This window comes from Micromonospora sp. WMMD975 (assembly GCF_029581215.1).
GTDB lineage: Bacteria > Actinomycetota > Actinomycetes > Mycobacteriales > Micromonosporaceae > Micromonospora.
The window spans coordinates 5872114-5885280 of record NZ_CP120739.1 but is presented as its reverse complement, the minus strand read 5'-3'; the positions used below and the strand labels follow the sequence as shown (position 1 = coordinate 5885280).

Below are 13167 nucleotides of genomic sequence, written 5' to 3'. Positions count from 1 at the left end.
CTCGATGCCTCGGGTGCGGCTCAGCCGACCCGGACGAAGCCGGCGAGCGGTTGGGTGCTGATGCTCGACACCTGCACCGGTTTGCCGGTCCGGGGCGCGTGCACCATCACCCCGTTGCCGAGATAGAGCCCGACGTGGTGCAGGTCGGCGCCGAAGAAGACCAGGTCACCCGGCCTCGCCTCGGAGCGGGAAACCTTGCGGCCCTCGTTCCACTGGGCGCCGGTAAAGTGGGTGAGCGAGATGCCCGCCGCCTTGTAGGCGTACTGCGTCAGGCCGGAGCAGTCGAACGAGTTCGGGCCGGTGGCGCCCCACACGTACGGGTCGCCGACCTGGGCGCACGCCGTCTTGATGGCGGTACGCGCGGCGCTGCTCACCACGCCGTCGATCTTCGGGCAGCCGGCCGGGCGGATCGAGGTCACCGGCAGCATCCCGGTGAGCCGCTTGATCTCGGCGTCGATCTGCTTCTTCTGCGAGGCCAGCTTGGCCTCCTGCTGCTGCTCGGTCGCGATCAGCCGGTCGAGCTTCTGCTTCTGCGCGTTGTACTTGTCGCGGGCCGCGAGCACGCTGGCGATCTGCCTCCGCTGGTCGTCGGCGACCCGGTCGAGCATGACGAGCTGCTCGGCCAGGGTGCCCGGCTTGGTGCTCACCAGCAGCGCGCCCATCTCCTGCGAGGGGCCGCGCATGTAGTAGCGGGCGGCGATGTCGCCGACCTTGTTCATCGCCAGCGTCGAGGCCAGCTCCAGCGGCACCATCTTCTTCTGCAGGTCCGCGGACTTCTTCTTGTTGACCTTGAGCTGGGAGCGGACCTTGTTGTAGTCCTCGATGGTGGGTTCGAGCTTCTCCCACTGCTTGTCGATCTGCGCGTCGATCTCGTCCACCGAGGGCGCCGCGTACGCCGGGGCCGCCACCATCCCGGCGCCGACCGCGACGGCCGCGACCAGGGTGAGGAGACGGCGTACCACCCGGTGCGACCCGGCCGGCGGGCCGGATGGAGCGCTCGGGACGTGACGATGAGGGGGCATGGTTGCCACCGGCACGGACTCCTTTGCAACCGACCGGCGGGCGCCTCGCGAGAGGGAAGATCGAGGCAGACGACCCACAGCGGTCGGTGCATCACATTAGGGAAGGCACGGGGGTGGAATCAAGGCGGCCCGTTGTTCAATCATGTTTCCGCAATCGGTTGCGCACCAAGGGTATTCACTCACTTGCCGACGATCGCCGTCAATACATCGTCGAGCGTGACCACACCCAGGGGCCGCCGGCCGTCGCTGACCAGCACCATGTGCCGGCGCTCGCGGCGCATCGCCAGCAGCAGATCGGCAAGCGTACGGTCCGGCGGCACCACGGCCAGCGGCCGGTAGACCTCGGCCGGCACCGGCGCCCGGCGGCTCGCCCCGGCGTACCCGAGCACGTCCTTCACGTGCACGAAACCCAGCACCCGACGGGTGGTCCGCTGCACCACCGGGAAGCGGGACCGGCCGGTGCGGGTCGCCAGCACCTCCAGCGAGGCCGGTGAGACGTCCTCGGCCACCGTGGTCACCGTCGACCAGGGTTGCAGGGCGTCGGCCGCGGTACGGCTGTGCAGGGCCAGCGCGCCGGTGATCCGGGCGTGCTCCTCGGCGTCCAGCAGCCCCTCGGTGCGCGCCTGGGAGACCAGCCCGGCCAACTCCTCGGCGGTGAACACGGTCTTGACCGCGTCCGTCGCCTCCACCCGCCACAGGCGCAGCACCTGCCGGGCCGCCCACTTCATCGCCACCAGCAGCGGCTTGGTCGCGAGGCAGAAGGCGAGCATGGCCGGGCCGAGCCAGAGCGCCGACGGCTCCGGACCGGCGAGCGTGATGTTCTTCGGCACCATCTCGCCGACCACCGTGTGCAGGAACACCACCACGGCCAACGCGATCACGAAGGCCACCGGGTGCACCGCCGAGGCCGGCAGGCCCAGCGCGGTGAACGGCAGCTCCAGCAGGTGGGCGAGCGCCGGCTCGGCGATCGCGCCCAGGCCGAGCGAGCAGACCGTGATGCCGAGCTGCGCGCCGGCGATCATCAGCGGGATCTGGTTCATCGCGGCGAGCGCCCACCGGGCCCGCTTCGACGACGCCGCGAGCGGTTCGATCACGGTACGGCGGGAGGCGATCAACGCGAACTCGCTGCCCACGAAGAAGGCGTTGCCGAGCAGCAACACCAGGGCCACCAGCAGCTCAGGCACCGTCGTCGGACTCCTCCGGGCGCAGCACGCGGACCTGCTCGATCCGGTGCCTGTCGACCTCCACCACGGTGAACTCGTAACCGGCCTCGTCGACCGTCTCGCCGGGCACCGGAATGCGCCCGAGCCGGGCCATCAGGAAGCCGCCGAGCGTCTCGTACGGCCCCTCGGGCAGCCGGAAGCCGGTCTGCTCAACCAGTTCGTCGGCGCGCAGCACGCCGTCGACCAGGACCGTCCGCTCCCCGCCGGGCACGGTCAGCTCCGCCGGCCCGAGGTCGTCCACCGCGGCCGGGTCGAACTCGTCGGCGATCTCCCCGACCAGCTCCTCCACCAGGTCCTCCACGGTCACCACGCCGTCGGTGCCGCCGTACTCGTCGACCACGATCGCCAGGTCCGCGCCGGCGTCCTTCAGGGCGGCGAGCACCCCGTCCAGGTCCAGGCTCTCCGGCACGTACACCGGTTCCCGGGCGACCGCGGCAACCGTGGTGCCGGCCCGGCGGGCCAGCGGCACACCGAGCGCGTCGGGCACCCCGGCGACGCCGGTGACCAGGTCGAGCGTCTCCTCGTACACCGGGAACCGGGTCCGGCCGGTGCGCCGGGACGCCTCCAGCAGCTCGGCCACCGAGGCGGTGGCGCGCAGCGCGACCACGTCCACCCGCGGGGTCATCGCCTCGGCGGCCCGCTTGTCGCCGAAGCGGATCGTACGGCGCAGCAGCATCGCGGTGTCCGGCGGCAGCGCGCCGGCCCGGGCCGAGATGGCCGCCAGCAACCCCAGCTCCTCCGGGGAGCGGGCGCTCGCCAACTCCTCCTGCGGCTCCACGCCGAGCCGGCGGACCAGCCGGTTGGCCGAGTCGTTGAGCAGCCGGATCAGCCACCCGCAGGCGCGGGAGAAGGCGCGCATCGGCGCGGCGGTGACAAGCGCGGCCGGCATCGGGCGGGCCAGCGCGAGATTCTTCGGCACCAGCTCACCGAAGAGCATCGAGAGGAGCGTGGCCAGGGCCAGGGCAAGCAGCCCGGCGAAGCGGTCCGCCCCGCCGAACGGGTGCAGCAGCGGCGTCACGAGCCGGGCCAGGGCCGGCTCGGCGAGATATCCGGTGAGCAGCGCGGTGATGGTGATGCCGAGCTGGGCGCCGGAGAGCTGGAAGGACAGGTCCCGCAGCGCCCGGCGGACCGTGGCGGCCCGGGCGTCCCCCTCGCCGGCCCGCCTGTCGATCTCCGCGCGATCGACGGTGACCAGGGCGAACTCGGCCGCGACGAAGAAGGCGTTGCCGGCGGTCAGCAGCACGAGGCCGACCAGGGGCAACAGCGTCAGAACCAGCAGGCCGTCGATGGGCGTGATTGTGGCACGCGGGCGCCGGTGGCGGGTCACCCGTAGCGTGGCGGGCATGGACGGTCTGCTGCTCACCGACGAACTGGTCCTGCTCGCCTACGACGACGGGGGCGCCAACCGACTCGGCCGGCCGCACCTCGACTACGGCCTCGCCGGGGCGCTGCTGTTGGAGCTGGCACTCGCCCGCCGGGTGGAGGTGGCCGACAAACGGCTGGTGGTGACCGACCCGACCCCGACCGGTGTGCCGCTGCTGGACGAGGCACTGGCCACCGTGGGAGCCGGTCGGCCGCGCAAGCCCAAGGACTGGATCGGCAAGCTGTCCAAGGGCCTGCCGGACCGGGTGCTCGACGGGCTGGTCGGCGCCGGGGTGCTGCGCCGGGAGTCCGACCGGGTGCTGCTGGTCTTCCCGCGTACCCGCTATCCCTCGCCGACCGGCGCGGAGCCGGCAGCGGAGACCGCGGCCCGGGAGCGGATGGTGGCCGCGCTCGTCGGCAACGGTCCGGTGGACGCCCGGACCGCCGCGCTGCTCACCCTGGCCCGGGCCGTCGGCCTGGACCGCAAGCTCTTCCGCGAGCTGCCGAAGGAGCGGGTCAAGGCCCGGCTGAACGAGATCGCCGCCGGTGACTGGGCCTCCGCCGCGGTGAAGAAGGCGATCGACGAGATGCAGGCCGCGGTGATCGTCGCCACCACCGTCGCCAGCACCGCGGCGATCTCCGCCGGAAGCTGAGACGACGACGGCGGCACCGCGCGGGTGCCGCCGCCGTCGTGGCCCGGCTTCCCGCCGGGGTACGCCTCAACCGGCCGCCGGCGCGGCCTCCTTCTCACCGGACGGCGACTCGGGCCTGACCGAGCGCAGCAGCACGCTCGCCACGTCGACCACCTCGACGTCCTCGCCGGCGCCCTTGCCGTTCACCCCGTCGTTGAGCATCGTCGAGCAGAACGGGCAGCCGACCGCGATGGTCTTCGCCCCGGTGGACATGGCCTCCTCGACCCGGTCCACGTTGATCCGCTTGCCGATCTTCTCCTCCATCCACATCCGGGCGCCGCCGGCGCCACAGCAGAAGGAGCGCTCGCTGTTGCGCGGCATCTCGACGAGGCCGCTGTCGCGGCCCGCACCGGAATCGGACGCTGCGCCACCCCGGCCATCTCCGATGGCACTGCCGAGCACCTCACGGGGGGCGGCGAAGATCCGGTTGTGCCGGCCCAGGTAGCAGGGGTCGTGGTAGGTCACGCCGCCGTCGACCGGCTGCACCGGGGTGAGCTTGCCGGCGCTGACCAGGTGGGCCAGCAACTGGGTGTGGTGCACCACCTCGAACTCGCCGCCGAGCTGGCCGTACTCGTTGCCCAGGGTGTTGAAGCAGTGCGGGCAGGTCGCCACGATCTTCCGCTTGCTCTTCTCCCGGCCCTCGAACGCCTCGTTGAGCGTCTCGACGTTCTGCTGGGCGAGCATCTGGAAGACGAACTCGTTGCCGATCCGGCGGGCCGGGTCACCGGAGCAGGTCTCGCCCTCGCCGAGGATGGCGAAGCTGACGCCGGCCTCGTTCAGCAGCGTGGCGACCGCGCGGGTGGTCTTCTTGGCCCGGTCCTCGAACGCGCCGGCGCAGCCGACCCAGAACAGGTACTCGAAGTCGTCGACCTCGCCGACCCGGGGCACCTCGAACCCGAGCCCCTTGGTCCAGTCCTCGCGGGTGTTCTGCGGCGCGCCCCACGGGTTGCCCTTGTTCTCCAGGTTGCGCAGCATGACGCCGGCCTCGGACGGGAAGCTCGACTCGATCAGCACCTGGTAGCGGCGCATGTCGACGATGTGGTCGACGTGCTCGATGTCCACCGGGCACTGCTCGACGCAGGCACCGCAGGTGGTGCAGGACCAGAGCACGTCCGGGTCGATGACGCCGCCGGACTCGGCGGTGCCGATCAGCGGCCGGTCGGCCTCGGCCATGGCCAGCACGTCGACGCCGGCCAGCTGCTCCGCGGTGCCCTTCTCCTCGCCGGTCACGTCCTTGCCGCCGCCGGCCAGCAGGTAGGGCGCCTTGGCGTACGCGTGGTCGCGCAGGCTGAGCACCAGCAGCTTCGGGGACAGCGGCTTACCGGTGTTCCAGGCCGGGCACTGCGACTGGCACCTGCCGCACTCGGTGCAGGTGCTGAAGTCGAGCAGGCCCTTCCAGGTGAACTGCTCGACCTGGGCGACGCCGAACTGGTCGGACTCGGGGTCGGCCTCCTCGAAGTCGAGCGGCTTGCCCTCGCTCGTCATCGGGCGCAGCGGGCCCAGGCCGGATCCGGCGGGCTTCGCCGGGTCGCGCTTGAAGAAGATGTTGGGGAAGGCCAGGAAGCGGTGCCAGGCCACGCCCATGGTGACGTTCAGCGAGATCACGATGAGCCACGTCATCGAGATCACGATCTTGATGAGGGCGGCCACGCTGACGCCGGCCGACCACTCGGGGAGCGCGGCGCCGACCGCGTGGCTCAGCGGGGTGGCCCACAGCGGGTACTCGAAGTGATCGGTGGCGACCTTGAAGCCCCGGATGACGAACCCGAAGATCAGGACCAGCAGCACGACCCACTCGACGAAGTAGCCCTGCCACATGGTCGACCCGGTGAACCGGGACAGGCCGCCGGGACGGGTCGGCCGGTTGCGCAGCCGTATGGCCATCAGCACCACGATGCCGACCAGACCCAGGATGCCGATCCACTCGGTCGCCAGGCCGAACACGGTCCAGTGCCCGATCACCGGCAGCCCGCCACCGGGCGAGACCACCTCGAAGTACGCCTCGAGCACCAGCAGCGACAGCACGATGAAGCCGACCATCACGAACCAGTGGGCGGCCCCGACCACGCTCCACTTCAGCATGCGGGTGTGGCCGGCGGTCTCCACGAGCATCTTCGTCGTGCGGGCGCCCTTGTCGGCGAACCGTTCGGGCGCGGGCTGCCCGAGCCGGATGACGGCCGTCATCTTCATGACCGCGCGTACCGCAAGCCACACCGCAACGGCGGTGATGGCGGCCGCGAGGATCGTGGTGACGATCTGGACGCTGCCCATCGAGTTGGCCTCCCGGTCTGCTGCTTGTCAGTGCAGCCTACGCGGAAGGTTACTCGACAGTAACGTGAGTCTTCTCGCATCGGCCACGCCGCCCTGCCGCCACCTTAGGCGGATCGACGCCCGGGTGCCGGGCAGGGGCGGCGTGACGTGACGTGAGCCGGGACGGAGAGGCGCCGCTCAGCGCCAGCGAGAGAGCAGGATCAGCGAGGAGACCATCGCGCCGAAGCCCACCGCGAGGTTCCAGTAGCCCCAGGAGGCGACCGGGTACGCCTGCTCGGAAAGGTAGTAGACGACCAGCCAGCCGATGCCGACCACGATCAGCGCGACGGCGGTGACCGGCAGCCAGATCGGGCTAGGCTTGCGCGTCGACGCCGTCGCCGTCGGACGCACGTCCGTCGGCGGGGTGTACACCTTCTTCTTGCGGACCTGAGACTTGGGCACGACGCTCTCCAGAGGGGGGTACGACCTCGTCCGGCCTGACAACCGGGCGCGGGGGCGACGGTCCATGGCCAATAATGTTCGACAGCTAGCGTAGTCCGGACGGGCCGTCCAAGCCACGAATGGGGCCGGGCCGGTGCGGGGAGTTACCGAAAAGAGCGGACTTTTCGGGTCGAGCAGGTCGGTTCGCATCGACGCGGGCCGGAACGAGACGACGGGAAAGGGAACGCCCGGTGGAGTACACGTCCGGCGCCGCCTCCTGGCAGAAGGCCCTCCGCCGCGCGGTCGCCGGCCTGCTGCCCCGCCGGGCGCGCCAGCGACGCCCGGGATGGTCGATCGGCGTACCCCTGATCGCCGCCGCGGCCGGGCTGCTCTTCACCACGAGCGCGACCACCGCCGGCGGCACCCCGCTTCGGGAGGACCGGCGACCCCAGCTCACCCAGCTCATCGAGGACCGGCGCGAGCAGGTGGCGGCCAGCGAGGCCAAGGCCGCCCGGCTGCGCGACGAGGTCGAGGCACGCACCGAGTCGCTCGCCGGCACCGACGGGCCGGTGAAGACGCAGCGCGAACGGGCCGCCGCGAGCCGGCAGGCCGCCGGGTTCACCGCGCTCACCGGCACCGGGATCACGATCGAGCTGAACGACGCCGACTGGGGCCCCGGCCAGCCGCTGCCCAAGGGCGCCAGCAACGACGACCTGGTCGTGCACCAGGGCGACGTGCAGGCGGTCGTGAACGCGCTCTGGGCCGGCGGCGCGGAGGCCATGTCAATCATGAACGTCCGCGTGCTGAGCACCAGCGCGGTACGCTGCGTCGGTAACACCCTGCTGCTGCACGGCCGGGTTTACTCCCCTCCTTTCAAGATCGTGGCCATCGGTGATCCCGCCGGGTTCCAGCGGGCGCTCGCCGCCTCTGAAGGAGTCCGGGTGTTCAAAGAAGTAGCCGATCACTACCAGCTCGGCTACACCGAGCACGTCTCCGACGTCACCGTGCCCGCGTTCGAGGACTCCACCGCGCTCCAGTCGGCGACGGTGCCCCGGTGACCGGCGACGATCCCCACGAGCGTGACGCTCGCGGTCACGGCCGACAACCGCAGGAGGACAGGACCGCGTTCCTCCCGAAGATCGACCGCCCGACGCCACCGCCACCGCTGGACCTGCCCTGGCCCGACGCCGGCCCGTCCCACTCCGCCCCGGCGCGGCGCGGCGCCACCGCTCGCCCGACCGCACCCCCGCCGCCCGCCTGGCCGGGCAACCAGTCCCGCCCGCCGGAGACGCCCCAGGTCGACCCCCGGCGGTACGCCGGTCCCACGGCCCCCACCCCCGACCGGCGGTTCGCGCCACCGGATCGGGGGACGCACTCCCGCCCGCCCGTCGACGGCCCCTACGACCGCCGCACCGGCCCGGACCGTTCCGACATGCCGTCCGGGTGGCCCGGGGCCGGCGTGCGACCGGCCGCGCCGGGTGACGGGCCCACCGACTTCATCCCGCCGCTGACCGGGCGATCCGAACGGGCCTCCGCCGCATCCGAGCGGCACCTCGGCGGACCCGAGCGGCACTCCGCCGCATCCGAGCGGCACCCCGGCGGACCCGAGCGGCACTCCGGCGTACCCCGGGCTGGTGGTCCGGTCGGACGCGGCCCGGACGTGCCCGCACCGGCCGACCCCGGCGCGACCGCGGTGCTGCCCACCGTCCCCCGCCGGCCGGCCGATCCGCTGCTGGACGCCACCGGGCTGATGGGCGCGGTGCCCCCGGCACCGGCCACCGGCGACGGCGGTGGCGAGCCGCCGGCCGAGCCACCGCGACCACGGCGCGGCGAGCGGGTGGTGCAACTCCGGCCGGAGCAGACCGGCGAGGGATATCGCAGCGTCTACTCCGAGCTGACCCGCCCCACCGCCGCCTCCCGCCTGCGCACGGTCGTCCGCGGCGCGGGCGAGCTGCTGATCACGTTCGGGCTGGTGGTGCTGCTCTTCGCCGGATACGAGATCTGGGGCAAGTCGGTCATCGTCGACGCCCACCAGAACGACCTGAACGGCCAGCTCGCCCAGGAGTGGGCGGCCGACCCGACGGTCGGCCCGACCACCGGCCCGAGCACGAAGCCGAAGCCGCCGGCCGAGGGGAAGCCGGTCGCCGGCCTCTACATCCCGAAGCTCGACAAGCACTGGGTGGTGGTCGAAGGGGTCAGCCCGGACGACATCCGCTACGCCCCCGGCCACTACCCGGACAGCGCCATGCCCGGCGAGGTGGGCAACTTCTCCGTCGCCGGCCACCGCATCCGGTCCACGTTCTGGCGGCTGGACGAGCTGAAGCCGGACGACGCCATCGTGGTCGAGACCAAGACCGAGTGGCTCGTCTACCAGGTCTACCAGCAGCGCATCGTCAAGCCGTCCCAGGTCGAGGTGGTCGCCCCGGTGCCGGGCAAACCGGGCAGCAAGGCGACCGAGAAGCTGCTCACGCTCACCACCTGCAACCCCAAGTTCGACAACTACCAGCGGCTGATCATCCACGCCCGTTTCGACCACGCCCAGGCCAAGTCGGCGGGCCGACCGGCCGAGCTGGAGGGCTGACCCGTGTACTCGTGGATCTGGCGGAAGCTGCCGTTCGGGCTGCCCGGCAAGCTGATCGGGTCGATGCTGCTCGCCGTCGCCACCGTCGCCCTACTCTGGCTCGTGGTCTTCCCGTGGGCCGAGCCGCTGCTGCCCTTCGACGACGTGCAGGTCACCCAGGATTCCGGCGTCCCCGGCGGCGGCAGCGGAGAGCTGACCGACCCGACCGCGCAGCCGGACGAGGACGAGGAACTCCCCTACGACATCGAGACGAACAACGCCCCACCCTCCACTCCGGGCAGGTGACCCCGTGACCTGGGCCCCGGTGGTGGCCGCCCGAGGTCGACGCGCGACGCCTGGCCGCGTTCGCCACCGCCTGAAGCCCTCCGGTACGCCACGTGGCGGCGCCCCGGGTGGGGCACCGCCACGTCGTGTCGGCCGGGATCAGCGGTCGCGGGTGGGCGGGACGGACGGGAACGGGAAACCGCCGCCACCACCGGCGCCGGGCGTGCTCGGCGACGCGCTGGGGGTCGCGCTCGGCGACGGGCTCTCGGACTCCTCCTCAAGCGGCACGTCGACCTCGATGGTCACGGTCGAGCCCTTGGCCAGTTTGGTCCCCGCGGACGGCGACTGACGGCTCACCTTGCCGGCCTTCGCCGGCTCGACCTCGTCGCCGTCCCGGACCTTCACGTCGTAGCCGGCGTCCTCCAGCCGCTGCTTCGCCTGGTCCTCCGTGTAGCCGCGGACGTTCGGCACCTCGTTGATGTTGCCCTTGGAGACCTCGAGGGTCACCTTGCTCCCCGGGGCCACCGTGCTGCCCTCCTTGGGCGTCACGTCGATGACCTGGTCCTTCGGCGCCGCGTCGCTCACGTCCTTGCGGTCGACGGTGAGCCCGAGGCTCTTCAGCTGGGCCTCCACGCTGGTGAAGGTGCCGCCCTTCAGCCCCTCCGGGATGGTGACCTCGCCCGGGCCGGTGCACATCTGGATCGTGACGGCGCTGTTCTTCTCCACCCGGAGGCCCGGCCCGGGGCTCTGCCCGACCACGGTGCCCTCCTTGCACTCGGTGTTCTGCACCGGAGTGCCGGCGGCGAACCGCAGCCCGGCCTTCGTGAGCTCGGCCTGCGCGTCGGCCTGCGTGCGGTCCACGAGCTGCGGCACGGACACCTTGTCGTTGCCGGCCTGGTTCAGCCAGAGCGCCGTACCCAGCGCGATCACCGCGAGCACGCCGAGCGCGGCGAACGTGGCGATGACCCAGGAGGAACTCTTGCGCTTGCGCGGGTCACCCACCCGGGCCGGCGCCTGCTGGCGGGTCTGCGGGCCCATCATCTGGGTCTGCTGCGCCGCCTGGTAGCCGCCCGCCGCGGCCCCCATCGGCATGGTCTCCTCGGCCGGCATCACCGGAGTGGCGAGCACCGGGCGGCCGGCGGCGGCGCGGAGCAGATCCGCCCGCATTTCGCCGGCGCTCTGGTAGCGGTTGAGCGGGTTCTTCGACAGCGCCTTCAGCACGATGGCGTCGACCGCCGGATTCACGTCCGGGTTGATCGTGCTCGGCGTCGGCGGCTGCTCCCGCACATGCTGGTAGGCGACGCTGACCGGGCTGTCGCCGACGAACGGCGGGTGCCCGCAGAGCAGCTCGAACAGCACGCACCCGGCCGCGTAGACGTCGGAACGGGCGTCCACCGACTCGCCGCGCGCCTGCTCGGGGGAAAGATATTGCGCGGTGCCGATGACCGCGCTTGTCTGCGTCATGGTGGTGGCACCGCTGGCGAGCGCCCGGGCGATGCCGAAGTCCATCACCTTGACCTGGCCGGTCTGGGTGAGCATCACGTTGCCGGGCTTGATGTCCCGGTGGATGATCCCGTGCCGGTGGCTGAACTCCAGCGCGGCGCACATGTCGGCGCAGATCTCCAGCGCCCGGCGCGGCTGGAGCCGCCCCTCGACGCCGAGGACCTCCTTCAGGGTCCGCCCGTTGACGAACTCCATCACGATGAACGGCAGCGTCTCGCCGGTCGGCGCGGTCTCCTCGCCGGTGTCGTAGACGGCGACGATGGCCGGGTGGTTGAGCGAGGCGGCGTTCTGCGCCTCCCGGCGGAACCGCATCTGGAACGTGGCGTCGCGGGCCAGGTCGGCACGAAGCATCTTGATCGCGACGTCCCGCCCGAGCCGCAGATCGCGGCCACGGTGCACCTCGGCCATGCCGCCGTAGCCCAGCAGCTCGCCGACCTGGTACCTGCCACCGAGCAGGCGGGCCTGCGCTGTCATCGCGTCTCTCGTCCTTCGCTCGTCGTCGTACCGCCGCCGGCCGGCTGGAGGCGTACCTCACGACGGTACGACGTGCGGACCGGATAGTCGTCCCCGTACGCGCGCACCGCGCCGGAGGTCACGCTCACACTCGCCGGACCGGGAGCGCCGGCCACGTATTTCCGGTACCAGAACGAAATCACGCCCGAACAGAGGATGACCAGCACCGCCACCAGTATCGCCGTCGTCCACAGCCCGGAGCGGGAGCGGCGGGGCGCTGGTGGCGGCGGCGCGGACGGGCGAGCGTACGCCAGGGGATTGTGCGGAGGGCGAGGCTGCTGCGGGACGGGCGCCGCGCCGCGCGGCCCCACCGGTGGGCGGGGCTGCGGAAGCGGATGCGCGACCATGGTCGGGCGCGGCGCCACCGGTGGCCGGGCCGGCGCCACCGGCGGCCGGGGCTGCGGGCGGGGCGCGGCGGTCGGCACCTGCGCCCGAGCGGGCGGCGCGGCCGGCGAGGCCGGTACGCCGGAGATCGGGCGCCCGCCGCGTGCCTGCTGGGAGAGCGCGAGCTTGGCCTGCCGGGCGACGCTCGCCAACGCGGCGGCGCTGGGCCAGCGGGCCCCCGGCTCCTTCGCCATGGCCCGCTCGACGATGGCCCGCACCTGCGGCGGGATGTCGGCGGGCAGCGGCCGGGGAGTGTCCCGCACGTGCTTCATCGCGATCTCGAGCGGATTGTCCCCCTCGAAGGGGCGGCGGCCCGCCAGGCACTGGTAGGCGACCACGCCCAGCGCGTAGACGTCGGACGCGGGCGTGGCGACCGCGCCGGTGGCCTGCTCGGGCGAGATGTAGGAGGCGGTGCCGAGCACCGAGCCGGCGGCGGTGAGCTGGCCGACCAGCTCCGAGCGGGCGATGCCGAAGTCGGTGAGCACGAGCGTGCCGTTCGGCCGGACCAGCAGATTGCCCGGCTTCACATCGCGGTGCACGATGCCCTTCTCGTGCGCCGCGTGCAGCGCGTCGGCGGCCTGGGCCAGCAACGCCATGGTGCGCGCCGGGGTGAGCCGGCCGACCCGGCCGAGCGTGGCGGAGAGCGCGTCGCCCTCCACGTATTCCATCACCAGGAACGCGATCTGCTGGTCGCTGCCGAAGTCGTAGACGTCCACCACGCCTGGGTGGTTGATGGTGGCCATGGTCCGCGCCTCGCCGCGGAACCGCTCGGCGAAGCCCGGCTCGTCGAGCAGCGCGGGGAGCAGGCTCTTGACCGCGACCGTCCGGCCCAGCACCTGGTCGGTGCCGCGCCAGACGTCGCCCATGCCACCGCTGGCGATCCGCTCGTCGAGCCGGTAGCGGTTGCCGAGCTGCACCCCCGGGCCGAGCAC

Annotated in this window: 11 protein-coding genes; 4 read left to right on the top strand and 7 right to left on the bottom strand. The window is 72.3% G+C overall.

Annotation, left to right across the window (positions count from 1 at the left end; genetic code table 11):
- Positions 1-20 precede the first annotated feature (20 nt).
- From O7613_RS26235 to O7613_RS26225, 3 genes are all read right to left on the bottom strand, one after another.
- Positions 21-1037: a C40 family peptidase gene (locus O7613_RS26235; protein WP_281585720.1), complete on the bottom strand. Its 1017-nt coding sequence runs from the start codon at positions 1035-1037 to the stop codon at positions 21-23.
- A 164-nt stretch (positions 1038-1201) separates the two neighbouring features.
- Positions 1202-2206, bottom strand: coding sequence for a hemolysin family protein (locus O7613_RS26230; protein WP_281585721.1), 1005 nt, complete (start codon positions 2204-2206; stop codon positions 1202-1204).
- On the bottom strand, positions 2199-3506 hold the full coding sequence (locus O7613_RS26225; RefSeq protein WP_282294618.1) for a hemolysin family protein: 1308 nt from the start codon (positions 3504-3506) through the stop codon (positions 2199-2201). The genes O7613_RS26230 and O7613_RS26225 overlap by 8 nt, the downstream gene beginning before the upstream one ends.
- 82 nt (positions 3507-3588) lie before the next feature.
- Here O7613_RS26225 and O7613_RS26220 point away from each other — a divergent pair, with 82 nt between their 5' ends.
- The gene (locus tag O7613_RS26220) at positions 3589-4260 is read left to right on the top strand and encodes a GPP34 family phosphoprotein (protein ID WP_281585722.1); all 672 of its coding nucleotides are present in this window, start codon (positions 3589-3591) and stop codon (positions 4258-4260) included.
- A 66-nt stretch (positions 4261-4326) separates the two neighbouring features.
- On the opposite strand, the gene O7613_RS26215 is transcribed toward O7613_RS26220, so the two are convergent.
- Together O7613_RS26215 and O7613_RS26210 are read right to left on the bottom strand one after the other, a co-directional pair.
- Complete coding sequence (locus O7613_RS26215; RefSeq protein WP_282290523.1) at positions 4327-6570, bottom strand: (Fe-S)-binding protein; 2244 nt, start codon at positions 6568-6570, stop codon at positions 4327-4329.
- A 177-nt stretch (positions 6571-6747) separates the two neighbouring features.
- Complete coding sequence (locus O7613_RS26210; RefSeq protein WP_281585724.1) at positions 6748-7011, bottom strand: cell division protein CrgA; 264 nt, start codon at positions 7009-7011, stop codon at positions 6748-6750.
- A 230-nt stretch (positions 7012-7241) separates the two neighbouring features.
- Here O7613_RS26210 and O7613_RS26205 point away from each other — a divergent pair, with 230 nt between their 5' ends.
- Genes O7613_RS26205 through O7613_RS26195 form a run of 3 tightly spaced genes read left to right on the top strand, consistent with a single transcriptional unit; the run spans position 7242 to position 9856 of the window.
- A complete protein-coding gene (locus O7613_RS26205; RefSeq protein WP_281585725.1) occupies positions 7242-8048 on the top strand; it encodes a DUF881 domain-containing protein in 807 nt (268 codons plus the stop codon).
- Complete coding sequence (locus O7613_RS26200) at positions 8045-9571, top strand: class E sortase (RefSeq protein ID WP_282290521.1); 1527 nt, start codon at positions 8045-8047, stop codon at positions 9569-9571. The genes O7613_RS26205 and O7613_RS26200 overlap by 4 nt, the downstream gene beginning before the upstream one ends.
- A gap of 3 nt (positions 9572-9574) precedes the next feature.
- On the top strand, positions 9575-9856 hold the full coding sequence (locus tag O7613_RS26195) for a hypothetical protein (protein ID WP_281585727.1): 282 nt from the start codon (positions 9575-9577) through the stop codon (positions 9854-9856).
- A 138-nt stretch (positions 9857-9994) separates the two neighbouring features.
- On the opposite strand, the gene pknB is transcribed toward O7613_RS26195, so the two are convergent.
- Together pknB and O7613_RS26185 are read right to left on the bottom strand one after the other, a co-directional pair.
- Positions 9995-11812 (bottom strand): Stk1 family PASTA domain-containing Ser/Thr kinase, encoded by a 1818-nt coding sequence (gene pknB, locus O7613_RS26190; RefSeq protein ID WP_282290520.1) that lies wholly within the window; start codon positions 11810-11812, stop codon positions 9995-9997.
- Entirely contained in the window at positions 11809-13167 is a 1359-nt protein-coding gene (locus O7613_RS26185) for a serine/threonine-protein kinase (RefSeq protein WP_281585729.1), read from the bottom strand. The genes pknB and O7613_RS26185 overlap by 4 nt, the downstream gene beginning before the upstream one ends.

Excerpts from the sequence above, each read along its gene's own strand:
- pknB (WP_282290520.1), bottom strand. The coding sequence starts at position 11,812 with ATGACAGCGCAGGCCCGCCTGCTCGGTGGCAGGTACCAGGTCGGCGAG.
- O7613_RS26215 (WP_282290523.1), bottom strand. The coding sequence starts at position 6,570 with ATGGGCAGCGTCCAGATCGTCACCACGATCCTCGCGGCCGCCATCACC.
- O7613_RS26220 (WP_281585722.1), top strand. The coding sequence starts at position 3,589 with ATGGACGGTCTGCTGCTCACCGACGAACTGGTCCTGCTCGCCTACGAC.